A 21420-nucleotide genomic window follows, 5' to 3' on the forward strand; every position below is an offset into this window, starting at 1 on the left:
AGGATTACATGAAAGAAAAAGAACTACTTGAACTAGTTGTCAAAGCAGCCGATGAAAAGCGTGCAGAAGACATTGTGGCTTTGGATGTTCAAAGCTTGACCAGCGTGACAGACTACTTTGTCATCGCAAGTTCTATGAACAGCCGCCAATTGGAGGCTATTGCTGAAAATATTCGCGAGAAGGTCATTGAAGCTGGTGGGAATGCCAGCCACGTCGAAGGTGATTCAGCTGGAGGTTGGGTCCTTCTTGACTTAGGTGGTGTGGTGGTCCATGTCTTCTCAGAAGAAATGCGTGCCCACTATAACCTAGAAAAGCTATGGCACGAAGCAAGTGCTGTCGATCTTTCAGCAGCCCTAGCATAAGCAGGTAAACTCAGTTGGTAGCAACTGAGTTTTGTTGGTTAAATTGAAATTCTATGGAAAGAAAGGATGGGGCCTCGTGTTTAGTTAATTTGTTAACCGAACACGAGCTAAAAGCTGTGAGAAAAAGATAAACTTCCTTTGTATCTGACGATACGGCAGAAAGTTTCCAGTTTTCTCTTTGCTTTTAACGCTCTTTGTATCTTAGAAAGGATTTGAACCCGTCCTGTAATCCTCGGAAAATAGATAGCACTCCTTGGAGCTTAGCTCCATCATCGTGCTCCTAATTTTCTATCGGATTACGGGCGGACTTGGTATCATGAATATGGCGACTTATGAAACCTTTGCGGCGGTCTATGATGCGGTCATGGATGACAGTCTGTATGATTTGTGGACGGATTTTTCTCTCCGGCATCTCCCTAAAAGCAAGGATCGGAAAAAATTACTGGAATTGGCTTGTGGGACAGGGATTCAGTCTGTTCGCTTTTCTCAAGCTGGATTTGATGTGACGGGGTTAGACCTGAGTGCTGACATGCTGAAAATTGCTGAAAAAAGAGCTGCTTCAGCCAAGCAGAAGATTGATTTTATCGAGGGCAATATGCTGGACCTGTCGCAAGCAGGCACTTATGATTTCGTGACCTGCTACTCGGATTCTATCTGCTATATGCAGGACGAGGTAGAAGTAGGGGATGTCTTTGAAGAAGTGTATAATGCCCTCAATGAGGACGGAGTCTTTATCTTTGATGTCCATTCGACCTATCAGACAGATGAGGTCTTCCCAGGCTATTCTTACCACGAAAACGCAGAAGACTTTGCCATGCTCTGGGATACTTACGAGGACGCGGCCCCTCACTCGATCGTCCATGAGCTGACCTTCTTTGTCCAAGAAGAGGATGGCAGCTTTAGTCGCCACGATGAAGTTCATGAGGAACGCACCTATGAAGTTTTAACCTATGACATTTTATTGGAGCAGGCTGGCTTTAAATCTTTCAAATTGTATGCAGACTTTGAAGACAAAGCGCCAACAAAGACCAGCAAACGATGGTTTTTTGTAGCACAGAAGTAGGACAGCATGACAGTTATAGGTATTATTGCAGAATTTAATCCCTTTCACAATGGTCACAAGTACCTGTTGAAACAGGCAGACGGGCTGAAGATTGTGGCCATGTCCGGAAATTTTGTTCAACGTGGCGAGCCTGCCATTGTAGACAAGTGGATTCGCGCGCAGATGGCTTTGGAAAATGGAGCGGATCTGGTGGTCGAGCTCCCCTTTCTTGTGGCTGTTCAGTCGGCTGATCATTTTGCCAAGGGAGCGGTAGAAATCTTGTCCCGTCTAGGAATTGACCAATTGATTTTTGGGACAGAAGAAGTCTTGGATTACCAAGCGATTGCGACTATTTATTCGGAGAAAGGAGCGGAAATGGAAGGTTTCTTGCGAAGTCTTCCAGACGATTTATCTTATCCACAAAAGACCCAAAAAATGTGGGAAACCTTTGCTGGAGTGGAGTTCACAGGAGATACTCCCAATCATATTCTAGGGCTGGCTTATGCCAAGGCTTGTGCTGGGAAGGGGATTGCGCTTAAGCCCGTCCAGCGCCAGGGTGCGGTCTACCATTCAGAAGAAAAAGAAGTGGCCTATGCTTCTGCGACTAGTCTACGCCTACACAAGGAAGATCAGGACTTTGTTGCTAGATTCATGCCCAATAGCCAACTCTTTCAGTCGGCTCCACAGGTATCTTGGGAGAATTATGACCAACTGCTCCGTTATCAAATCCTAACCCGTCCGGATTTGACACAGATTTTTCAGGTCAATGAGGAACTGGCCAATCGGATAAAGGATGCGGTTCGAAGTGCTAGTTCTGTGGAAGACCTGGTGGAGAAAGTCGCAACCAAGCGCTATACCAAGGCGCGTGTGCGCCGCATCTTGACCTACATCTTGGTAGGGGCGATGGATCAATCTCTTCCCGATGCCATTCATGTCTTAGGATTTTCCGCAAAGGGACAAGCTCACCTCAAATCACTAAAAGGTCAAGTGGACTTGGTGACCCGAATCGGTAAGGAACCTTGGGACAGTTTGACCCAGCAAGCCGATCAGGTGTATCAACTAGGCCATCCCCAATTGCCAGAGCAGATCTGGGGTCGGGTGCCAGTGAGGGTGGAAGAATCAACAGTCTGACGTAAATTTTCTCTGTCCACATTCACGTAAGGCAAGAAAGTGATGATGCGCGGAAACAGTGTTTGAGAGTGGGACAGAAATCGATAATTCGTTAGAATTCGATTTCGTCGTCCCACCTCCGCACAGTTGAGTAGGGCTGTAAAAGCTGATGAAATCAGCGTAGTAGAGCCCACTCAACCACTGCGTCTTGCTCGACAAACCAAAAACAATTAAGAGGCTAGGACTTTTGTCCCAGACTCATCTTTTTTTTTTTACCAAATTTAAAATTTTTTACGAATAATTAGGTAGAGAGGGAAAAACTTGTACAAGTTCCTGACAAGTTCTTCTTTTTCATGTATAATAATAGAAAAGAGGTAGAATGAGGTATGGTCATGGAAGCAGTCGTTTATTCAACATTCCGCAATCATTTGAAGGATTATATGAAGAAGGTGAATGATGAGTTTGAGACTTTGACGGTCGTAAATAAGAATCCAGACGAAGATATTGTGGTCATCTCTAAGAGCGAGTGGGATAGCCTACAAGAAACCCTGAGACTAGCTCAGAACAAGGAGTTGTCAGATAAGGTCCTGCGTGGCATGGCAGAAGTCCGAGCTGGTCAGGTTCAACTCCATGAGATTGAGGGGTAACAGATGTTACTCAAGTTTACAGAAGATGCCTGGAAGGATTATTGTTACTGGCAAAGTCAGGACAAAAAAACACTAAAGCGAATCAATACCCTTATCAAAGAGATCCAGAGGGATCCATTTGCAGGGATTGGTAAGCCTGAGCCCTTGAAATATGACTTTCAAGGAGCATGGTCAAGGCGGATTGATGCAGAGAATCGCCTGATTTATATGATAGATGAGTCAGGTGTCGCTTTCCTCTCTTTTAAAGATCATTATTAAGTCTTTAAAAGAGGATCTTTTTGATAGTTAGAATAGCTCTTTAAAGTTTCCAATTCGAAGAAAATTCCTATAAAATCCCGTTGCTAAAAATAGAAAAATCTAGTCTAACTTCGATGATTTGTGATATAATGTTAAAGATTGAAAATAATTTGAAAAAATTTAAGGAGAATCCTCATGGGACGTAAATGGGCCAATATTGTTGCCAAGAAAACTGCCAAAGATGGTGCCAACTCAAAAGTATATGCCAAATTTGGTGTGGAGATCTATGTAGCTGCTAAAAAGGGTGAACCAGATCCAGAACTAAATACTGCTTTGAGATTCGTTATTGACCGTGCTAAACAAGCGCAAGTGCCAAAACACGTGATTGATAAAGCGATCGATAAGGCAAAAGGAAACACTGACGAAACCTTTACAGAAGGACGTTACGAAGGATTTGGACCAAATGGTTCGATGTTGATCGTTGATACCTTGACGTCAAACGTTAACCGTACAGCTGCCAATGTCCGTGCTGCTTTTGGTAAAAACGGTGGGAACATGGGAGCTTCCGGTTCTGTATCTTACCTCTTTGACAACAAAGGTGTTATCGTCTTTGCTGGTGATGATGCCGATGCCATCTTTGAGCTTTTGCTTGAAGCAGATGTGGATGTAGATGATGTCGAAGCTGAAGAAGGAACGATCACAGTCTACACTGCACCAACTGATCTTCACAAAGCGATCGTTGCTTTGCGTGAATCAGGTGTCGAAGAATTCCAAGTAACAGAATTGGAAATGATTCCTCAATCAGAAGTTGAGTTGTCAGGTGAAGATTTGGAAACATTTGAAAAACTTTACAGCGTTCTTGAAGATGACGAAGACGTACAAAAAATCTACACAAACGTAGATGGATTCTAATCACTCGTAAGAACTGTAGTGAATCCCATAAATCAAGAAAAAGGATAGCTTCTTAGATCAAGCTATCCTTTTTCTCTGTCTGATGAGGATCTATCTTTTGTAAGTGATGTCCTGTATAAGCGTAAATACGGGTCAGGGGTGATTGGGAGAGTGTGGAAACCTTAAAATAGAAATAATGGTCTCGATGATCTCGACTTTTAGTATGGTGAAGACGAAAGTAGTTTCGCTGACCTGCTGCCATAGAGTGGAGAATATCGTCTTCTAAAAAGACGAGTGGCGTAGAAGTAGCGGCCCACTTGTAAAAGTCCATCTCAAATTGGTGGTAATTCTCCGAAAAATAATCAAATTGTAATTCGTGTTTAGTCTGAATAGGTTTCATAGGCTGTTTCCTCAGATTCAATAAAAATGATAGAGTCTACGAGGAGACGGTAGTAGTGGCCATCGCTTTTGAGAAGAAGCTCAGAAGCAGATAAGGTGTGAATCAAACCTGTGTAGGTTGCAAATTGATTCCCCTCTAAAGTCGTGATCGAGATCGTCGTTTGTTGTTGAAAGGCCTGCTCCAGGAGCCGGATCTGTTCAGCAAGTGGAAGAATTGTGAGCTGACTGCGGTCAATTTCTTTTGTATGCAGGGCAGTTGTGTGCTCGGATAAAAAGAAGCCAGCCCATTTGGCCATGCCACGATCTTGAAATTCTCGGGCGGATTGATAAGGGAGATAAGAACGGTCGATCATGTTAATCCATCTAAGCCTCCTACGGAATGTCCGCCTGTTAGTTTACTGCGTGCAATGGCGCGTGAGTTTTCTAGTAATGAGGAGCCTTTCTGAAGAGAGGTAAAGCCAAATTGGTCCCGAATGCGGTCAATGGTCTGCTGGAGTTTCTCCTCTTTTTCCAAGGCTACTGGGTCATCAAAGAGAGAAAAGAGTTGAAGAGACTCCTCTACAAGTTCTCCATAAAAAACACCAATCTGCCGAATGGCTCCTCCTTCGTACTTGGAGCGAAAGAGTCGCAGAACCGTATCGGATAAAACCTTGGTGGATTGGGTGGGCTCAATCTTTTGCTGGCAGTGAATGGACGGAAGTCCCTCGATTTTGGAGTAGGAGGCATGAATGGAGACCAGCTGGGTCTTCTTTTTTTTCCGTCGCAAGCGAATAGCCACCTGTTCAGCCATCTCCCGAAACACCAGTTCAATGTCGGCTTGTAGATGGTAGTCATAGGGCAAGATTTGAGAGTTGCCAATGCCTCGTGATTTCGGACGATAAGGCTTGTGGACATTGCTTTCATCAATACCATGAGCATGGAACCAAAGTTGCAGACCCATGACTCCGAATTCTTTCTTTAAGAGATCTGGGTGAGCCTGGGCCAGTTCAGCAATCGACGTGATCCCGATCTTTTGCAATCGTTTTTCAGTGCGACGTCCAATGCCCCAAAAATCAGTGAGCTGGGGCAGTTTCCAGACCTTACTTTCTACATCTTCATAAGACCAATTGGAGCGCATATTTCGGCAATGCTTGGCTTCATTGTCCAAGGCCAGCTTGGCAAGAAGGGGATTGGCGTTGCTGAGGCCGATGGTAGAGTAGATTCCAGTTTCCTGCCAGATCCTTTTTTGGATTCTGGCAGAAAGGAGATCCAGTTTTTCCTTTCGAGAGAGGGAGGGATCTGGAATAAAATAATTTAAGGAAGAAGTCAGATCGATAAAGCCTTCGTCAATCGAGTAAGGAAAAATATCATCTGGTGCCGCAAATTCCTGAAAGACTTTTTGAATCTCCATATTGACCTGAATATAGGCATTCATCCGAGGAGGTACAATCAGGGTCCTCTTGGCCCAGGATTCAATGGATGCAATAAAGGCTGGATCTGTAGGCAATCCTTGTTTTTTGGCGGCGTAGCTATTAAATTTCCTGGTTTTGAGGTCAAAAGGTAGGTCGTAGCTACGGCTGACATTTTTCTTGCCAAAGACTTGTTTGAAAACGGGAGAGCTCGCCAAAATCAGGCCAGCAGAATTGTCGCTCCGACTCATGACGCAAAGAGAAGTCGTCAAGGGATTGAGCCCCAAACGGACACATTCACAACTGGCATAAAAACTTTTCATATCCACAAAAGCAATATCAGAATGAGGCTCACGTGAATAATCAAATAGCATATTTACACCTCAAGTGGGAGAAAATGCCCGACCACAATGCCGACGATTTTGGGCTCGTCTTCATAGGGAGCAAATAAATCATCATAGTCAGGGTTGATGGATTCTAAGCGCAATCCTTCCGCTTCCCGATAGACTTTCTTGATGTAGGTTTTTCCATTCCAGATGAGGGCGTAGACAGCCCCATCATAGTCAAAGCCAGTCTGCTTCATGAGGGCAACAGAGCCGTTGGGATAGAGAGGTTCCATCGAATCACCTGATACCCAAGAAGCGAAATCGTGCTGGATCTCTTGGTCAAAATAGACAGTTTCATAGTCCGTTTCGTTGTCATAAAAGGTGTGTCCCAAACCAGCTGCAAGCTCAACCGAAAGAACCTTATAAGCTGTCAAGGAAACAACTTTTTGCTGCTGTTCGAATAACTGGCTGGCCAACTGGTCGACTTTCTTTTGATGAGGTGGGGTTAATAAAGGGTAGGTGTAGAGTGCGGAGTCTTTGTTAATAAAGTAGTCCTCTTTAACGGAGAGGCGCTTGGCCAACCTCCTGAGATTTTTTTCGTGTGGCTCCGCCAAGCCATTCTCCCAACTGGAGTAAGTCTTACGAGAAATCTTGAGATCCTCGTAGACATCTGCTTGGGTCAAGCCTTTTTCCAGGCGTCTTTCTTTTAGTTTTTTTGCATCAAACATGTCGCTTCTCCTGTGTAACGTTTTAAAGGTTACATATAGTTTATCAAAAATAAAATCCTTTTGCAAGAAAAAAATTCCGTTATAAGGGGATGGAAAGACTTGGATTTTGAGTGAAAAAAGAGTATAATCAGTTTTACAACTTCTATCAACGAGGGATTATATGAAAAAAAGTTTTATACACCAACAAAAAGAAATTTCGTTTGTTAAAACGACGTTTACACAATATTTAAAAGATAAATTGGACATCATTGAAGTCCAAGGGCCAATTTTGAGCAAGGTCGGAGACGGGATGCAGGATAACCTTTCTGGGATTGAACACCCGGTATCTGTAAAGGTCCTTCAAATTCCTGATGAGACTTATGAAGTCGTGCATTCACTCGCAAAGTGGAAACGCCATACTTTGGCACGTTTTGGTTTTGGCGAAGGAGAAGGTCTCTTTGTCCATATGAAGGCTCTTCGTCCAGATGAAGATTCGCTAGACGCTATCCACTCTGTTTATGTAGACCAATGGGACTGGGAAAAAGTCATCCCAAATGGTCAACGCAATATCGCCTACCTCAAAGAAACGGTTGAAAAAATCTACAAGGCGATTCGTTTAACAGAACTAGCAGTAGAAGCGCGCTATGATATTGAGTCAGTTCTTCCAAAACAAATTACCTTCGTTCACACAGAAGAATTGGTGGAACGCTATCCAGATTTAACTCCAAAAGAGCGTGAAAATGCCATTGCCAAAGAATTCGGAGCCGTTTTCTTGATCGGGATTGGTGGAGAGCTTGCAGATGGCAAACCACACGATGGACGTGCACCTGACTACGATGACTGGACAACAGAGTCTGAAAATGGCTACAAGGGCTTGAATGGTGATATCCTCGTCTGGAATGACGTTCTAGGTTCAGCCTTTGAGCTGTCTTCAATGGGGATCCGTGTCGATGAAGATACGCTTCGCCGTCAAGTTGCGATCACAGGGGACGAGGATCGTCTCCAATTAGAGTGGCACAAGGCTTTGTTAAATGGTCTCTTCCCACTCACAATTGGTGGAGGAATCGGGCAATCTCGTTTGGCCATGTTCTTGCTTCGTAAGAAACATATCGGTGAAGTCCAAACTAGTGTCTGGCCGCAATCTGTCCGCGATGAATATGAAAATATCCTATAAGGAAAGAAAGAGAGTGGGACAGAAATCGGTAATTCGTTAGAATTCGATTTCGTCGTCCCACCTCCGCACAGTTGAGTAGGGCTGTAAAAGCTGATGAAATCAGCGTAGTAGAGCCCACTCAACCACTGCGTCTTGCTCAACAATCCAAAAATAATTGAGAGGCTAGGACTTTTGTCCCAGCCTCTTTTAATTGTCGCTTGACCATATCAAATCGCAATTTTCTGATTTTTTTTGGTATAATGGTCCCTATGAAAATAGTATCTGGAACCTATGGGGGACGTCCCCTCAAAACACTTGAAGGAAAAACAACCAGGCCGACTTCTGATAAGGTCAGAGGGGCTATGTTCAATATGATTGGTCCTTACTTTGATGGCGGAAGAGTGCTGGATCTCTATGCAGGAAGCGGTGGCCTCTCTATTGAGGCAGTCTCTCGAGGCATGTCAGAGGCGGTTCTAGTGGAAAGAGACCGTCGAGCGCAGGAAATCGTAGCAGCTAATATTGCTATGACCAAGGAAAAGGAACGCTTTCAACTACTAAAAATGGAGGCCAAGCAAGCCTTGGGGCTTCTAACGGGCACCTTTGATCTGGTTTTCTTAGACCCGCCTTATGCCAAGGAAGAGATTGTCCGCGATATCGAAACCTTGTGCGAGCGCCATCTCTTATCAGAAAACATCATGATTGTGTGCGAAACCGATAAACATGTAGAACTTCCTGAGGAAATCGGACAAGTGGGAATCTGGAAAGAAAAAATCTATGGAATTAGTAAGGTAACAGTATATGTCAGATAGAAGTGGATTGTTTACAGGATCGTTTGATCCGATTACCATTGGGCATGTGCAATTGATCGAGCGAGCTAGTCGCTTGTTTGACCGTGTCTATGTAGGAATTTTTTATAATTCGGAAAAAGTCGGACTCTTTTCCATTGAGCAGCGCGTGCGCATGGTGAAAGGGGCCCTGGCTCATTTGGAAAATGTTGAAATTGTGACGTCAACTCAAGAGTTGGCTGTGACAGTGGCGCGCAATCTTGGGGTCATCACCTTGATCCGGGGCTTGCGCAATGCACAGGATCTGGTATACGAAGCCAATATGGATTATTTTAATCACCAGTTGGCGCCTGAATTGGAGACGGTTTATCTCTATGCCCAGCCTCCTTACCAGGCCATTAGTTCAACGCGTATTCGAGAGTTGCTGGCTTTTCAGCAAGATATCTCACCTTATGTCCCAGAGAGTGTAATGGAGGAAATCAAAGATGACACAAGCGAATAAACCAAGCTTGACCCCTAAAAAGAAAAAAGGACGGTTGAAAGAATACCGATGGCCGATTGCAGGCGTTCTTTTCTTGCTCCTCTTGCTAGCTGCTTTTGTGATTCGCCTTCCCTATTATATTGAGATGCCGGGAACGGCAGAAGACATTCGATCCGTTATGACAGTCGATGGAAAAGCGGATACCAAGTCAGGATCTTATGACTTTGTAACCGTGGCAGTGAAAGAAGCGACTCCGGCTGATTTGATCTATGCTTGGGCGACACCTTTTACAGATATCTACTCTGCCAAGGATATGACAGGTGGTAGTTCAAACCAAGAATTTACGCGGATTAACCAATTCTATATGGAAACCTCGCAAAATATGGCCATCTACCAAGGGTTAAAGACAGCTGGAAAAGAAACCCAGATGGACTTTCTTGGTGTTTATGTCATGCAGGTGGCAGATGACTCGACCTTTAAGGGAATCTTGAACATTGCGGATACCGTCACCGGTGTGAATGGCAAGACCTTTAAGAGTTCCAAAGAATTGATTGATTATGTTGGTTCTCAAAAAATTGGCGATCCCGTTTCAGTGACCTATATTGAGGATGGACAAACCAAGACCGCAGATGGAAAGATCATCAAATTGTCCAACGGGAAAAACGGAATCGGAATTAGCCTGATCGACCGGACTGAAGCCAAAGGCGATGTTCCTGTCCAATTTGCGACCCAAGGGATTGGTGGACCAAGTGCCGGTATGATGTTTAGCCTAGCCATCTACACCCAAGTGGCTGATCCAGATCTTCGTCAGGGACGCCATATTGCAGGGACAGGAACCATTAACCAAGATGGAACGGTTGGCGATATCGGTGGGATTGACAAGAAAGTCGTCGCAGCCGATAAAGAAGGAGCAGAAATTTTCTTTGCCCCTAATAATCCAGTTTCCAAAGAAGAAAAGAAAGCCAATCCCAAGGCCAAATCAAACTATGAAACAGCTAAAGAAGCCGCGAAACAAATTCATTCGAAGATGAAAATCGTTCCCGTCAAGACCCTTCAAGATGCTATTGATTATTTGAAGAAGAACTAAAGTAGCCTGTTTGACAAATTTCGTACTTGAACGTATGACATCGTGTTAGCAGAGGGGAACATTCACCTTCTAATCAAATTCAAGTTTTTGCTTATCAATCTCTCTATTTTTAGAGGGATTTTTTCTTTATACTGGTGTCAGAAAGAAAGGGAGGTAGTGAAATGATTCAAACCAGTTTGTTTTCCATTTCAGTATTCTTAGCGGGAGTTCTATCCTTTTTCTCCCCATGTATTTTGCCACTGATGCCAGTCTATGTAGGGATTCTATTGGGTTCTGAACGCGTGAAGACAGTTCGAATTTTTGGAAGAGACATTTCTTGGTATGGCCTGGTGAAGACTCTTTGTTTTATCGCAGGTCTATCAACTGTTTTCCTGATTCTAGGATACGGTGCAGGGGCCCTTGGGCAGGTGCTTTATGCTCCATGGTTTCGCTATCTGCTAGGAGGGATTGTGATCCTATTAGGGATTCACCAAATGGAAGTGATCAATCTGAGACAACTCCAAAAACAAAAGACCATCCAACTCAAAAAGAATCGGGAGCGCAATGAATTCTTCAATGCTTTTCTGATAGGGGTCACCTTCAGTTTTGGTTGGACCCCTTGTGTCGGACCAGTTTTGAGTTCTGTTTTAGCCATTGCAGCTTCTGGAGGAGATGGTGCTTTACAAGGCGCTCTCCTGATGCTGGTCTATACATTAGGCTTGGCTCTGCCTTTCTTGCTTTTGGCCTTGGCTTCTAGCTGGGTTCTACAACATTTTGCTAAACTCAAGCCCCATATGGGAACCTTGAAGAAAATTGGTGGTGCCCTCATCATCTTGATGGGCATCTTGCTGATGCTAGGAAATCTTAATAGCCTCGCATCCCTGTTTCACTAATCTTGAATGATTAAAGGAGAAAAATCATGAAAAAAATTCTTGCACTTTCTATTGCTACACTTAGCATCGTCACTTTAGCAGCTTGTTCTGGACAGAAATCAGATTCAGACATGAAAAAAACGGACGATAGTAGTATGATGAAGAAGGACGATATGAAGAAGGATGACATGAAGGATTCATCCATGTCCGATGATAAAATGAAAAAAGAAGACATGAAAGATTCATCTATGATGTCTGACAGCAGTTCTGAAATGAAGGACGATATGAAAAAGGATGAGATGAAATCCAGCGATTCAGAAATGAAAGACGAAAAGAGTGGATCATCTGATATGAAATCAGACAAGGAATGAAAGAAGGGAGAGGTCATCTGAGGATGACTTTCTCCTTGTTTAAAGAGGTAATAATGATGAAGAAATTAGCTTTAGTAGCTGCAGGAATCTTGTGTACTGGACTTTTGGGGGCTTGCTCTAACCAAGGAATGGAATCATCCAACAAAAGTGAGACTAAGCAGACATCCACAACGGGATCTTCAGAGCAAGCTGGAAAGAAGGTTCAAGAGTTTAACCTGCAAGGAGTAGACGGTAAGACCTACCGCTTATCTGATTACAAAGGGAAGAAAGTTTACCTCAAATTTTGGGCTTCCTGGTGCTCTATTTGCCTATCGACATTAGAGGATACCAATGAGTTGGCAAAAGAAGAGGCGGGTAAGGATTATGTGGTCTTATCCGTTGTAGCTCCAACTTTTAATGGTGAAAAATCAGAAGCAGATTTCAAAAACTGGTACCAGTCTTTGGATTACAAGGATTTCCCAGTCTTGCTAGATAGTAAAGGGGAACTGCTAAAAGAGTATGGGATTCGTTCTTATCCATCGGCACTCTTTATTGCAAGCGATGGAACTCTCGCTAAGACCCATATCGGTTATATGAGCAAGGAAGACATCGTCCAGACTCTAAAAGAAATGAAGTAAGGAGGACATAAAATGGAAACAAAATGGAAACTCATTTCCATTCTTTTAGTGGGGCTATTTTGTTTTGGAATCTTTTTCCTTGTCAAAGGATCCATGGCCTTGGATACATCAGATGCGACGACTGAGCAGATCAAAAAAGCGTCCATGAGTCAGACACCAGTAGCAAACAAAAAGAAGGAAGAAAAAGTCAATCCAGAAGACCAACGAGAAATCTATCTAGCTGGTGGTTGCTTCTGGGGTGTGGAAGAGTATTTTTCCCGTGTTCCGGGTGTCATTGATGCCGAATCAGGTTATGCCAATGGAAAAGGGGATACCACCAAGTATGAATTAGTCCCTCAAACAGGCCATGCTGAAACAGTTCATATCACTTACAATGTCAAGCAGGTATCTCTGAAAGAATTGCTCCTGCATTATTTCCGGATTATCGACCCAACGTCGAAGAATCGTCAAGGAAATGATCAAGGAACTCAATACCGAACAGGTGTCTATTATGTCTCCCAAGAAGACCTTACAACTATTAACCAAGTCTTTGAAGAGGTAGCAAAAAAATACGACAAACCGTTAGCAGTGGAGAAAGAGCCACTGACCAATTTCATCAAGGCTGAGGACTACCACCAGGATTATCTAAAGAAACATCCGAATGGGTACTGCCATATCGATGTCAATCAGGCTTCTTATCCTGTTATTGATGCCAGTCGCTACTCTAAGCCAAGCGATGAGGAGATCAAAAAGAAGCTATCCCCCGAAGAGTATGCGGTGACACAAAAAAATGATACCGAACGAGCCTTCTCCAATCGTTACTGGGATCAGTTTGATGCCGGTATTTATGTAGATGTCGTGACCGGTGAGCCCCTCTTTTCCTCTAAGGATAAATTTGATTCTGGTTGTGGTTGGCCAAGTTTCAGTCGGCCTATTAGTCCTGATGTGGCAATCTATAAGGAGGATAAGAGTTTCAATATGACTCGGACAGAAGTTCGGAGCCGTGTGGGAAATTCTCATCTGGGCCATGTTTTTACCGATGGTCCCAAGGAAAAAGGTGGCCTTCGCTATTGCATCAATAGCTTGTCTATTACCTTCATTCCCAAAGCAGAAATGAAAGAAAAGGGCTACGGTTATTTATTGGACTACGTCTGAGACAATTCGATCTATAATTTGCTATAATAAGTATAGTAAAGACAAGTAGGTGAAAGCCATGTATGCGATCATGATTGTGGAAGATGAAGAGCTTATCCGGCAGGGTCTGACTTCCTTAGTAGATTATGAACAGTTTGGAATGACTGTCATCAACCAGGCAGAAAATGGCCGTGAGGCCTGGGAGAAGTTTCAAGAGCAACCAGCCGATATCCTTCTAACTGATATCAATATGCCACAAATGAATGGATTGGATCTGGCCCATCTCGTCAAAGAGCAGTCTCCGTCTTGTCATATCATTTTTTTGACAGGTTATGATGACTTTGAGTTTGCGAGGAAAGCCATCAAGTTAGGTGCAGATGATTATTTGCTGAAGCCTTTTTCAAAAGATGATATTGAAGAGATGTTAGCAAAGGTGAAAGGAAAACTTGATCAAGAGCGTAAGAAAGCGCAAGTCGAAGATTTGGTCAGCCATGGTTATTCGACAGACTTGGAAGAAGCCATTCATGCTCGTTTAGCAGACTCTCAGTTAACTCTAAAGGATCTGGCCTATCAACTTGGTTTCAGTGCCTCTTATCTAAGCGTATTGATCAAGAAAAAATTGGGACTCCCTTTCCAAGACTACCTCATCCAGGAGCGAATGAAGAAGGCTCAACTCTTGCTTCTCACGACAGATCTAAAGATTTATGAGATCGCCGATCAGGTTGGTTTTGAAGATATGAACTATTTTTCTCAACGCTTTAAGCAGGTTGTTGGGGTGACACCAAGGCAGTACAAAAAAGGAGAGCATGAATGAAACGATATCCCTTGCTGATTCAGCTGGTCCTCTACTTTTTTCTCTTCATTCTCTTGCTGTTTGGTCTTATTGGTAGTCTTTACTATCAAACGAGTTCAGGGACGATCCGCCAGCAAACAGAGCGGACGACAAGAAATAGTATCGATCAAAGCAGTCAGTTTATCACCTCCTATCTAAAAAAATTAAAGCAGACCACGACGGTTCTTAGCCAGGAACAGGCTGTTCGACAATTTGCCCAAGATAGGAGTGCGGATCAAGAAACGGTTCAACACCTGATGCGAACGATGATTGAAACGGATCCGGACTTGGTCTCAGCGGTCTTGGTGACCAAGGATGGACGTCTGGTAGCGACAGATTCCAAAATCAGCATGCAGACTTCTTCAGATATGATGAATGAAAGTTGGTATCAAGAGGCGATTAAAGAAAGAGCCATGCCAGTTTTGACGCCAGCTCGAAAGGAATCCTTGACTTCGGAAAAAGAAAAATGGGTGGTTTCTATTACCCAAGAAGTGGTCGATCAGACTGGCAAAAATCTCGGAGTAGTGCGCTTGGATATTGGCTACGATAGCCTTCAGGCTTACTTGGATCACCTTCAACTAGGGAAACAAGGCTTTAGTTTTATCATTAATCAAAAGCATGAGTTTGTCTACCATCCTAAAAAGGCGGTCTATTCTTCCAGTCAAGAAATGCAGGCCATGCAGCCCTATATTGCTGTGAAAGATGGTTATGCAAAAGGAGGGCAGAATTTTATCTATCAGGTTCCAATTCCAGATAGTGATTGGACCTTGATTGGAGTGGCTTCACTTGAAGGACTTCAGATGCTGCAGTCGCAGCTCCTGTACTCTTTCATTGGCCTAGGATTACTAGCTTTGATCATGTGTTTGATAGGGATCGGCTTTGTTCTGCGTTTGTGGATCAAACCCTTACGAGACCTTCAGACCATCATTTTGAGGATTGGAGCAGGAGAAGCTCACGTGAGGGCTGTAGCCAAAGGATCTCCAGAATTGGTGGACCTCGCTCAAGCTTTTAATGCCATGTTGGACCAAATCGATCACCTTATGCAACAGGTTAAGGAAGAGGAGCAGAACGCGCGGCGTTATGAGCTACGGGCACTTTCGGCTCAGATTAATCCGCATTTCCTCTACAATACCTTGGATACGATTGTCTGGATGGCGGAGTTTAATGATAGTCGGCGCGTGGTTGACATCACCAAGTCTCTGGCCCAATATTTTCGACTGGCTCTTAACCAAGGCCAGGAACAAATCCTACTGAGAGATGAAATCGACCATGTACGGCAGTATCTTTTCATTCAAAAGCAACGTTATGGTGAAAAGCTCAACTATGAAATTCTAGAAGATGAACGGTTGGGCGACTATCAGCTTCCTAAATTAGTGCTTCAACCCTTAGTGGAAAATGCGATTTACCATGGCATTAAAGAGATCGATCGTCCAGGTCTCATTCGAGTGACAACTGAAGTCAGTGGAGACTCCGCCTGCGTATCGATTTTTGACAATGGACGAGGGTTTGACCGATCAGGATCAACAGACCAAACCCTTCTTCGTTTAGGAGGTGTTGGCTTGAAAAATGTGGACCAACGATTGCATCTTCAATTTGGCGAAGCCTATCATATGGAGATTGATTCTAAGGCCAATAGCTATACCAAAATTACTCTATTTTTACCCCTTTCATCATCTGATGAACATGTATAGAGACAAAGATTGCCTTCTTTGTCTCTTTTTCCTTTTGGAAGCTCTCAAAGGAATTTCAACTCTTTTCTAGTCAAATCTGACGCAAGTCATCAAATTTATGATAAAATAAAGTGTTACAGTAAATAGATTTTGATGAAGGAACACTATGCGAAAAGAGATTGACCCTGAATTATATAATTACAATAAATTTCCTGGACCTGTGTTTCGTCAGGTAGGAGACCAGATCCTTTCAGAAAACCTCTCTTTTGAGTTGTTAAAAAATGAGAAGGAAGCATTTGATGCGACCGTTTTTGGTCAGCGATTTTCTGAGATTTTAACCAAGTTTGATTACATTGTTGGTGATTGGAGCAATGAGCAGTTGCGCTTGCGTGGCTTCTATAAGGAAGAGCGCGATGTTGCAACGATGGATAAATTAAGTCGCTTAGACGATTATTTGTTAGAATATTGTAGCTATGGTTGTGCGTATTTTGTCCTTGAAAATAAGGAGCCTCATCGTGCTTCTTTTGATAAGAAATCACCGGTCAAAAAAGCTCAATCAGAAGAAAGAGAACCTAAAAAGCGTTCGCGCAATCGCAAACAAAAAGATCGTTTCCAAAAACGAGAACGCGACAAGGGACAACCAGCCAAAAACTCGAAAAAAACAAGACCGTCTGCTGAGACTAAAAAGACAACGAAGACAGACAACAAACGTCATTTTGTGATTCGACAAAAAGAGGAGTAAGAAAGAATGAAACCATCCATTTATAGTTTAACACGCCAAGATATGATTGATTGGGCGGAAGAAAACGGCGAAAAGAAATTCCGTGCAGCACAAATCTGGGAATGGCTCTATCGCAAACGCGTCCAGTCTTTCGAAGAAATGACCAACCTTTCTAAGGACTTGATTGCGAAGTTGAATGATCAGTTTGTCGTCAACCCACTCAAGCAACGGATCGTGCAAGAGTCAGCAGACGGGACTGTCAAGTACCTCTTTGAATTGCCAGACGGCATGTTGATTGAAACCGTCTTGATGCGTCAGCACTATGGATTATCTGTCTGTGTAACGACTCAAGTAGGATGTAATATCGGTTGTACCTTCTGTGCTTCTGGTTTGATCAAAAAACAACGCGATTTGAACAATGGTGAAATCGTGTCTCAAATCATGTTGGTCCAAAAATACTTTGACGAACGTGGCCAAGATGAACGGGTCAGCCATATCGTTGTCATGGGGATCGGAGAACCATTTGACAACTATAACAATGTCTTGAAATTTATCCGGACGGTCAACGATGACAAGGGATTAGCGATTGGTGCTCGCCATATTACCGTGTCAACTTCTGGTTTGGCTCATAAAATTCGTGACTTTGCAAATGAAGGTGTGCAGGTCAATTTGGCAGTGTCTCTTCATGCTCCAAACAATGACTTGCGCTCTAGCATCATGAAGATCAATCGGGCCTTTCCAATTGAAAAATTGTTTGCGGCGATTGAATACTATATTGAGACTACGAACCGTCGGGTGACCTTTGAGTACATCATGTTGAATGAAGTCAATGATGGAGTCGAGCAAGCCTTAGAGTTGGCAGAATTGCTCAAGAATATCAAGAAATTGTCTTATGTCAACTTGATTCCTTATAATCCTGTCAGTGAGCATGACCAATATAGCCGGAGTCCAAAAGAACGGGTCATAGCCTTCTATGATACCTTGAAAAAACAAGGTGTTAACTGTGTAGTGCGTCAAGAGCACGGTACAGATATTGATGCAGCCTGTGGCCAATTGCGTTCAAATACCATGAAACGGGATCGGGAGAAAGCGATTGTTGAACATGCGCAACCTTAAACAAGGGCTGATCGATCATACAGAACTAACAAAAAGAGGAAGAAGGCTGTTACGGAGTGGCAGCTTCTTCTATTTTATCCTTTTGTGTCTGATGTGTTTTTTGCCCCAACAGCCAGAGCCGGGTATGGAAACACCGGGTATTCAACATTTCGGTCGCATCGTCGTCCTGCTGGTTCCTCTTAATTCGGTGATGAATCTTGGTCAGATCACCAGTGTCATCCAACTCATTAAGGTCATTCTCCAAAACGTAGCCAATATCTTTTTGTTAAGCCCGCTAGTCTTTCAACTCCTCTGGCTATGGCCCTGGTTGAGGAGCCGCAAACGGGTCTTGTGCTTCGGCTTTGGGATGAGCTTGTGGATTGAATGTAGCCAAGTTCTGTTAGATCTCTTGTTTGATGCCAATCGTGTCTTTGAGCTAGATGATTTGTGGACCAATACCTTAGGGGCTTATCTGGCTTATTTAGGCTTTCAGTATTTCAGAACACGATTGCTAGCAAAAAATGGGGAAATGTAAAATCCGAACATTTTAGTGTCTTTTTGAAATTTTTGTTGACAAAGTCAGAAGCGGGAGCTATAATAGCTTCAAGACATCAGAAAAGTAGAGGTTTTTCTCACTTCCAGGGAGCTTGTGGTGATTGTGAACAAGCAGTGGTGAATCTTGAAATGGGCTGATGCGTTTATGATGATGAATTTGAAACAATAAAAATTCGGTGAGCACTCCTTATCGTGCACCCTGTTGTTAGACAGGTCAGAGATGTAGGAGAAAGACTATTTTCCTACAATTGAGGTGGCACCGCGGTATCGAATCGTCCTCACACAGATTTTTCTGTGTGAGGTTTTTTGTATCTCAAAGGAACCCAGTGAGACTGCAGCTCAAAGGGCCAGCGAGAGAAAAAAGATCATAAACAGGATTGAAGATATAGAAAAGAGGACACAATCATGACAGAAACAAAAGGCTATTTCGGACAATTTGGTGGATCTTTCGTACCAGAACCCATTCAAAACTTGCTCAATCAATTAGAGGCAACCTTTGAACAGTATAAAAATGACCCAGAATTTATCGCAGAATACAAACATTATCTGAAAGATTATTCTGGACGGGAAACACCGCTCTACTTTGCGGAAAGTTTGACAGATCATTTAGGTGGGGCGAAAATTTATTTGAAGCGCGAAGACTTGAACCACCTAGGTTCGCATAAATTGAATAACGTTTTGGGGCAAATCCTATTGGCTAAGCGCATGGGCAAAACGCGCGTGATTGCTGAGACAGGAGCTGGTCAACATGGTGTGGCTACAGCAGCTGCGGCAGCTAAGTTTGGTATGGCCTGTGATGTCTACATGGGAGCAGAAGACGTGGAGCGTCAACGTCTCAATGTCTTCCGCATGGAAATGATGGGGGCAACCGTTCATGCGGTTGAAACAGGAACCAAGACCTTGAAAGACGCTGTTGATGCTGCGTTTGGAGCATGGATGGCAGACCTCGATGCCTTTTACGTTTTGGGTTCTGCTGTTGGACCTCACCCTTACCCAACCATTGTACATGAATTCCAAAAAGTGATCAGCGAAGAGTCTAAACGGCAAATCTTGGAAAAAGAAGGTCGTTTGCCAGACTATGTGATTGCCTGTGTTGGTGGTGGCTCCAATGCCATCGGTGCCTTTTCTGAATATGTAGCAGAAGAGGAAGTCGGTTTGATTGGGGTAGAAGCAGCTGGACATGGCTTGGATACCGATCAGCACGCCGCTACCATGACCAAAGGGACTATAGGAGTTGTCGATGGTATGAAGACTTACGCTGTCTTTGGCGAAGATGGAAAAGTAGCGCCAGTTTACTCGATTTCTGCTGGTTTGGACTACCCAGGGGTTGGTCCAGAGCATGCTTTCTTTAAAGATTCTGGTCGTGTTGAATATGTAGCAGCGACAGATGATGAAGCAGTAGAAGCTCTTCTTCTTCTCAGTAAGACAGAAGGGATCCTTCCAGCCATTGAAAGCTCACACGCGATTGCAGAAGCGGTCAAACGTGCTCCACAATTGAATAAAGACAAGATTATCATCATCAACGTTTCTGGACGTGGGGATAAGGATGTGGCTGCTATTGCCGATTATTTGGAAGCGAAAGCTACAAAATAAAAAGAATTTATCTGCAAAATATCGTATAAAGCAGTAAAGCGTGATAACTGAGAAAGAGACAGGGAACAAAAGGAATCCGGTCTCTTTCTTTTTTGAAGGCAAAGAATAGAATGCCTAAGATGGATGCGATCTGGATGAGAATAAGGATCTTGGTAGAAGAAAAGGTCAGTGAGAAGGTGGCGAGTAAGAGAAAATCTCCCGCCCCCATCCCAATAAAGAAAAAGTGGGCACCGATCGCAAGGAGTAAAAAGACCAGCATGAGGAGATTACTACCGGATAAAAAGAGGACTAAGGCATGGAGACAACACCAGATGACCAAAGGGTATTCCATAAAGCGTAGGTCATAGATGGCTAAAACAGCAGATCCGAGTAACGTCAGAAGTTGAGGAAGAGAAAGAAAACCATTGGCACAGGCTAAGAAGATCAGGCCACTCCAGATCTCAAAAAGGCAGTACCAAAATGGGTAGGTCTGATGACAATAGCGACAGCGAAAACGATGCAGTAGTTGCGAGAGAATGGGGATGAGATCCCAAACTCCAAGGACGTGCTGGCAGTGATCGCAATGACTGCGAGGAGTGAGAATGGATTGGTTTGGGAAACGGTCGACCACTAGTCCCAAAAAAGAGGCGATACAAGTACCGATGGTAAAAAAATAAAAGTTGATCATACTTATTTATTCGTAAACAAATCGAAAAATGTCATCATTTACTTGAAAATCTTGTAAAGCCTTTCTAAATTTGATACAATAATGAACATGAAAAACCTGTATGATGTTCAACAATTTTTAAAACGTTTTGGAATCATCATTTATGTGGGGAAGCGCCTCTATGACATCGAATTGATGAAAATTGAGCTTCAACGTCTTTATGATGCAGGCTTGATGGAGCGGCTCGATTATTTAGAAGCCGATACCGTTTTAAGAAGAGAGCACAAGCAAGAATTAGAATTTTTGAAAAAGAGTGAGGTAGAGTGATGGGAAATATCATTTTTTGGTTGGTTGTTTTAGGAGTAGTTGGATGGATGGCCTTTAATTATTTCCGCATCCGTAAAGCTGCTAAATTTGTGGACAATGCCGCTTTTGAAGAGTTGATTCGTAAAGGGCAGTTGATTGACTTGCGAGAGCCAGTTGAGTTTCATGCCAAGCATATTTTAGGAGCACGCAACATTCCTTCTACTCAGTTGAAGTTGAGCCTTGCGGCCTTGCGCAAAGACAAACCGATTTTGCTCTATGAGAATAGCCGTAGTTCGCGTGTAACCAATGCGGCTCTCTATCTCAAGAAACAGGGCTATACAGACATTTATGTCTTGTCTTATGGTCTTGATTCTTGGAATGGGAAAGTGAAAAAAGACGCCTAATAAAAGAGAGTGGGATAGAAATCGGTCATTC

The 21420-nt window shown here is 43.4% G+C and carries 27 protein-coding genes and 1 other annotated feature; of the genes, 22 read left to right on the top strand and 5 right to left on the bottom strand.

Going from position 1 to position 21420, the window contains the following annotated elements; all coding sequences use genetic code 11:
* The first annotated feature begins 8 nt into the window (after positions 1 to 8).
* The 6 genes from rsfS (at position 9) to HMPREF2685_RS03840 (ending at position 4310) form a co-directional block, all read left to right on the top strand.
* Positions 9 to 362: a ribosome silencing factor gene (rsfS, locus tag HMPREF2685_RS03815; protein ID WP_049472980.1), complete on the top strand. Its 354-nt coding sequence runs from the start codon at positions 9 to 11 to the stop codon at positions 360 to 362.
* 322 nt (positions 363 to 684) lie between these two features.
* Positions 685 to 1425, top strand: coding sequence for a class I SAM-dependent DNA methyltransferase (locus tag HMPREF2685_RS03820; protein ID WP_282184847.1), 741 nt, complete (start codon positions 685 to 687; stop codon positions 1423 to 1425).
* Positions 1426 to 1431: 6 nt separating this feature from the next.
* A complete protein-coding gene (locus tag HMPREF2685_RS03825; protein WP_070465368.1) occupies positions 1432 to 2535 on the top strand; it encodes a nucleotidyltransferase in 1104 nt (367 codons plus the stop codon).
* Positions 2536 to 2906: 371 nt separating this feature from the next.
* Entirely contained in the window at positions 2907 to 3161 is a 255-nt protein-coding gene (locus tag HMPREF2685_RS03830; RefSeq protein ID WP_186821437.1) for a type II toxin-antitoxin system Phd/YefM family antitoxin, read from the top strand.
* 3 nt (positions 3162 to 3164) lie between these two features.
* Positions 3165 to 3419: a Txe/YoeB family addiction module toxin gene (locus HMPREF2685_RS03835; protein WP_049486093.1), complete on the top strand. Its 255-nt coding sequence runs from the start codon at positions 3165 to 3167 to the stop codon at positions 3417 to 3419.
* A 174-nt stretch (positions 3420 to 3593) separates the two neighbouring features.
* Positions 3594 to 4310: a YebC/PmpR family DNA-binding transcriptional regulator gene (locus tag HMPREF2685_RS03840; RefSeq protein ID WP_003005873.1), complete on the top strand. Its 717-nt coding sequence runs from the start codon at positions 3594 to 3596 to the stop codon at positions 4308 to 4310.
* Positions 4311 to 4362: 52 nt separating this feature from the next.
* Here HMPREF2685_RS03840 and HMPREF2685_RS03845 read toward each other — a convergent pair whose 3' ends face one another.
* From HMPREF2685_RS03845 to HMPREF2685_RS03860, 4 genes are read right to left on the bottom strand one after another with little or no spacing between them, the layout of a single operon-like run.
* Positions 4363 to 4689 carry a DUF5960 family protein gene (locus HMPREF2685_RS03845; RefSeq protein ID WP_003005875.1) on the bottom strand — a complete coding sequence of 109 codons (327 nt, stop codon included), beginning with the start codon at positions 4687 to 4689 and terminating at the stop codon, positions 4363 to 4365.
* The gene (locus HMPREF2685_RS03850) at positions 4670 to 5041 is read right to left on the bottom strand and encodes a hypothetical protein (RefSeq protein WP_070465372.1); all 372 of its coding nucleotides are present in this window, start codon (positions 5039 to 5041) and stop codon (positions 4670 to 4672) included. Before HMPREF2685_RS03850 ends, HMPREF2685_RS03845 begins: the two co-directional genes overlap by 20 nt.
* Complete coding sequence (locus HMPREF2685_RS03855; protein ID WP_070465377.1) at positions 5038 to 6450, bottom strand: Y-family DNA polymerase; 1413 nt, start codon at positions 6448 to 6450, stop codon at positions 5038 to 5040. The genes HMPREF2685_RS03850 and HMPREF2685_RS03855 overlap by 4 nt, the downstream gene beginning before the upstream one ends.
* Before the next feature lie 2 nt (positions 6451 to 6452).
* Positions 6453 to 7130, bottom strand: a complete 678-nt coding sequence (locus tag HMPREF2685_RS03860; protein WP_037607780.1) for a helix-turn-helix domain-containing protein — start codon at positions 7128 to 7130, stop codon at positions 6453 to 6455.
* Between the two features lie 160 nt (positions 7131 to 7290).
* Here HMPREF2685_RS03860 and asnA point away from each other — a divergent pair, with 160 nt between their 5' ends.
* From asnA to trpB, 14 genes are all read left to right on the top strand, one after another.
* Positions 7291 to 8283, top strand: coding sequence for an aspartate--ammonia ligase (gene asnA, locus HMPREF2685_RS03865; RefSeq protein ID WP_003005888.1), 993 nt, complete (start codon positions 7291 to 7293; stop codon positions 8281 to 8283).
* Between the two features lie 248 nt (positions 8284 to 8531).
* Positions 8532 to 9071 (top strand): 16S rRNA (guanine(966)-N(2))-methyltransferase RsmD, encoded by a 540-nt coding sequence (rsmD, locus tag HMPREF2685_RS03870; RefSeq protein WP_070465380.1) that lies wholly within the window; start codon positions 8532 to 8534, stop codon positions 9069 to 9071.
* The gene (gene coaD, locus HMPREF2685_RS03875) at positions 9061 to 9549 is read left to right on the top strand and encodes a pantetheine-phosphate adenylyltransferase (protein WP_049483942.1); all 489 of its coding nucleotides are present in this window, start codon (positions 9061 to 9063) and stop codon (positions 9547 to 9549) included. The genes rsmD and coaD overlap by 11 nt, the downstream gene beginning before the upstream one ends.
* Positions 9533 to 10615 carry a SepM family pheromone-processing serine protease gene (locus HMPREF2685_RS03880; protein WP_070465383.1) on the top strand — a complete coding sequence of 361 codons (1083 nt, stop codon included), beginning with the start codon at positions 9533 to 9535 and terminating at the stop codon, positions 10613 to 10615. Before coaD ends, HMPREF2685_RS03880 begins: the two co-directional genes overlap by 17 nt.
* A gap of 161 nt (positions 10616 to 10776) precedes the next feature.
* Positions 10777 to 11487, top strand: a complete 711-nt coding sequence (ccdA2, locus tag HMPREF2685_RS03885; RefSeq protein WP_070465386.1) for a thiol-disulfide oxidoreductase-associated membrane protein CcdA2 — start codon at positions 10777 to 10779, stop codon at positions 11485 to 11487.
* A gap of 26 nt (positions 11488 to 11513) precedes the next feature.
* Positions 11514 to 11837: a hypothetical protein gene (locus HMPREF2685_RS03890; RefSeq protein ID WP_004219828.1), complete on the top strand. Its 324-nt coding sequence runs from the start codon at positions 11514 to 11516 to the stop codon at positions 11835 to 11837.
* Between the two features lie 56 nt (positions 11838 to 11893).
* Positions 11894 to 12454 (top strand): redoxin family protein, encoded by a 561-nt coding sequence (locus HMPREF2685_RS03895; protein ID WP_070466675.1) that lies wholly within the window; start codon positions 11894 to 11896, stop codon positions 12452 to 12454.
* 12 nt (positions 12455 to 12466) lie between these two features.
* Positions 12467 to 13588 carry a peptide-methionine (R)-S-oxide reductase MsrB gene (gene msrB / locus HMPREF2685_RS03900; protein WP_070465388.1) on the top strand — a complete coding sequence of 374 codons (1122 nt, stop codon included), beginning with the start codon at positions 12467 to 12469 and terminating at the stop codon, positions 13586 to 13588.
* A gap of 58 nt (positions 13589 to 13646) precedes the next feature.
* Positions 13647 to 14381: a response regulator transcription factor gene (locus tag HMPREF2685_RS03905; RefSeq protein WP_049483937.1), complete on the top strand. Its 735-nt coding sequence runs from the start codon at positions 13647 to 13649 to the stop codon at positions 14379 to 14381.
* Positions 14378 to 16090 (top strand): cache domain-containing sensor histidine kinase, encoded by a 1713-nt coding sequence (locus HMPREF2685_RS03910; protein ID WP_070465391.1) that lies wholly within the window; start codon positions 14378 to 14380, stop codon positions 16088 to 16090. The genes HMPREF2685_RS03905 and HMPREF2685_RS03910 overlap by 4 nt, the downstream gene beginning before the upstream one ends.
* A 145-nt stretch (positions 16091 to 16235) precedes the next feature.
* Positions 16236 to 16811 carry a YutD family protein gene (locus tag HMPREF2685_RS03915; RefSeq protein ID WP_049483935.1) on the top strand — a complete coding sequence of 192 codons (576 nt, stop codon included), beginning with the start codon at positions 16236 to 16238 and terminating at the stop codon, positions 16809 to 16811.
* Between the two features lie 6 nt (positions 16812 to 16817).
* Positions 16818 to 17906: a dual-specificity RNA methyltransferase RlmN gene (gene rlmN / locus HMPREF2685_RS03920; protein ID WP_049483934.1), complete on the top strand. Its 1089-nt coding sequence runs from the start codon at positions 16818 to 16820 to the stop codon at positions 17904 to 17906.
* On the top strand, positions 17893 to 18420 hold the full coding sequence (locus tag HMPREF2685_RS03925; protein WP_070465394.1) for a VanZ family protein: 528 nt from the start codon (positions 17893 to 17895) through the stop codon (positions 18418 to 18420). The genes rlmN and HMPREF2685_RS03925 overlap by 14 nt, the downstream gene beginning before the upstream one ends.
* 67 nt (positions 18421 to 18487) lie before the next feature.
* Positions 18488 to 18723: a binding site (T-box leader), on the top strand.
* 122 nt (positions 18724 to 18845) lie between these two features.
* A complete protein-coding gene (trpB, locus tag HMPREF2685_RS03930; RefSeq protein ID WP_070465398.1) occupies positions 18846 to 20033 on the top strand; it encodes a tryptophan synthase subunit beta in 1188 nt (395 codons plus the stop codon).
* Between the two features lie 7 nt (positions 20034 to 20040).
* Here trpB and HMPREF2685_RS03935 read toward each other — a convergent pair whose 3' ends face one another.
* Positions 20041 to 20700: a prepilin peptidase gene (locus HMPREF2685_RS03935; protein ID WP_070465401.1), complete on the bottom strand. Its 660-nt coding sequence runs from the start codon at positions 20698 to 20700 to the stop codon at positions 20041 to 20043.
* A gap of 87 nt (positions 20701 to 20787) precedes the next feature.
* Here HMPREF2685_RS03935 and HMPREF2685_RS03940 point away from each other — a divergent pair, with 87 nt between their 5' ends.
* Together HMPREF2685_RS03940 and HMPREF2685_RS03945 are read left to right on the top strand one after the other, a co-directional pair.
* A complete protein-coding gene (locus tag HMPREF2685_RS03940; protein WP_003017930.1) occupies positions 20788 to 21006 on the top strand; it encodes a YqgQ family protein in 219 nt (72 codons plus the stop codon).
* Positions 21006 to 21389, top strand: a complete 384-nt coding sequence (locus tag HMPREF2685_RS03945) for a rhodanese-like domain-containing protein (protein WP_023917445.1) — start codon at positions 21006 to 21008, stop codon at positions 21387 to 21389. The genes HMPREF2685_RS03940 and HMPREF2685_RS03945 overlap by 1 nt, the downstream gene beginning before the upstream one ends.
* Positions 21390 to 21420: the final 31 nt, after the last annotated feature.

The organism is Streptococcus sp. HMSC074F05, from assembly GCF_001808725.1.
Lineage (GTDB): Bacteria > Bacillota > Bacilli > Lactobacillales > Streptococcaceae > Streptococcus > Streptococcus parasanguinis_I.

What these genes read in the sequence shown, in the direction of transcription:
- rsfS (WP_049472980.1), top strand. Translation starts at nt 9, where the DNA reads ATGAAAGAAAAAGAACTACTTGAACTAGTTGTCAAAGCAGCCGATGAA.
- HMPREF2685_RS03820 (WP_282184847.1), top strand. Translation starts at nt 685, where the DNA reads ATGGCGACTTATGAAACCTTTGCGGCGGTCTATGATGCGGTCATGGAT.
- HMPREF2685_RS03825 (WP_070465368.1), top strand. Translation starts at nt 1,432, where the DNA reads ATGACAGTTATAGGTATTATTGCAGAATTTAATCCCTTTCACAATGGT.
- HMPREF2685_RS03830 (WP_186821437.1), top strand. Translation starts at nt 2,907, where the DNA reads ATGGAAGCAGTCGTTTATTCAACATTCCGCAATCATTTGAAGGATTAT.
- HMPREF2685_RS03835 (WP_049486093.1), top strand. Translation starts at nt 3,165, where the DNA reads ATGTTACTCAAGTTTACAGAAGATGCCTGGAAGGATTATTGTTACTGG.
- HMPREF2685_RS03840 (WP_003005873.1), top strand. Translation starts at nt 3,594, where the DNA reads ATGGGACGTAAATGGGCCAATATTGTTGCCAAGAAAACTGCCAAAGAT.
- HMPREF2685_RS03845 (WP_003005875.1), bottom strand. Translation starts at nt 4,689, where the DNA reads ATGAAACCTATTCAGACTAAACACGAATTACAATTTGATTATTTTTCG.
- HMPREF2685_RS03850 (WP_070465372.1), bottom strand. Translation starts at nt 5,041, where the DNA reads ATGATCGACCGTTCTTATCTCCCTTATCAATCCGCCCGAGAATTTCAA.
- HMPREF2685_RS03855 (WP_070465377.1), bottom strand. Translation starts at nt 6,450, where the DNA reads ATGCTATTTGATTATTCACGTGAGCCTCATTCTGATATTGCTTTTGTG.
- HMPREF2685_RS03860 (WP_037607780.1), bottom strand. Translation starts at nt 7,130, where the DNA reads ATGTTTGATGCAAAAAAACTAAAAGAAAGACGCCTGGAAAAAGGCTTG.
- asnA (WP_003005888.1), top strand. Translation starts at nt 7,291, where the DNA reads ATGAAAAAAAGTTTTATACACCAACAAAAAGAAATTTCGTTTGTTAAA.
- rsmD (WP_070465380.1), top strand. Translation starts at nt 8,532, where the DNA reads ATGAAAATAGTATCTGGAACCTATGGGGGACGTCCCCTCAAAACACTT.
- coaD (WP_049483942.1), top strand. Translation starts at nt 9,061, where the DNA reads ATGTCAGATAGAAGTGGATTGTTTACAGGATCGTTTGATCCGATTACC.
- HMPREF2685_RS03880 (WP_070465383.1), top strand. Translation starts at nt 9,533, where the DNA reads ATGACACAAGCGAATAAACCAAGCTTGACCCCTAAAAAGAAAAAAGGA.
- ccdA2 (WP_070465386.1), top strand. Translation starts at nt 10,777, where the DNA reads ATGATTCAAACCAGTTTGTTTTCCATTTCAGTATTCTTAGCGGGAGTT.
- HMPREF2685_RS03890 (WP_004219828.1), top strand. Translation starts at nt 11,514, where the DNA reads ATGAAAAAAATTCTTGCACTTTCTATTGCTACACTTAGCATCGTCACT.
- HMPREF2685_RS03895 (WP_070466675.1), top strand. Translation starts at nt 11,894, where the DNA reads ATGAAGAAATTAGCTTTAGTAGCTGCAGGAATCTTGTGTACTGGACTT.
- msrB (WP_070465388.1), top strand. Translation starts at nt 12,467, where the DNA reads ATGGAAACAAAATGGAAACTCATTTCCATTCTTTTAGTGGGGCTATTT.
- HMPREF2685_RS03905 (WP_049483937.1), top strand. Translation starts at nt 13,647, where the DNA reads ATGTATGCGATCATGATTGTGGAAGATGAAGAGCTTATCCGGCAGGGT.
- HMPREF2685_RS03910 (WP_070465391.1), top strand. Translation starts at nt 14,378, where the DNA reads ATGAAACGATATCCCTTGCTGATTCAGCTGGTCCTCTACTTTTTTCTC.
- HMPREF2685_RS03915 (WP_049483935.1), top strand. Translation starts at nt 16,236, where the DNA reads ATGCGAAAAGAGATTGACCCTGAATTATATAATTACAATAAATTTCCT.
- rlmN (WP_049483934.1), top strand. Translation starts at nt 16,818, where the DNA reads ATGAAACCATCCATTTATAGTTTAACACGCCAAGATATGATTGATTGG.
- HMPREF2685_RS03925 (WP_070465394.1), top strand. Translation starts at nt 17,893, where the DNA reads ATGCGCAACCTTAAACAAGGGCTGATCGATCATACAGAACTAACAAAA.
- trpB (WP_070465398.1), top strand. Translation starts at nt 18,846, where the DNA reads ATGACAGAAACAAAAGGCTATTTCGGACAATTTGGTGGATCTTTCGTA.
- HMPREF2685_RS03935 (WP_070465401.1), bottom strand. Translation starts at nt 20,700, where the DNA reads ATGATCAACTTTTATTTTTTTACCATCGGTACTTGTATCGCCTCTTTT.
- HMPREF2685_RS03940 (WP_003017930.1), top strand. Translation starts at nt 20,788, where the DNA reads ATGAAAAACCTGTATGATGTTCAACAATTTTTAAAACGTTTTGGAATC.
- HMPREF2685_RS03945 (WP_023917445.1), top strand. Translation starts at nt 21,006, where the DNA reads ATGGGAAATATCATTTTTTGGTTGGTTGTTTTAGGAGTAGTTGGATGG.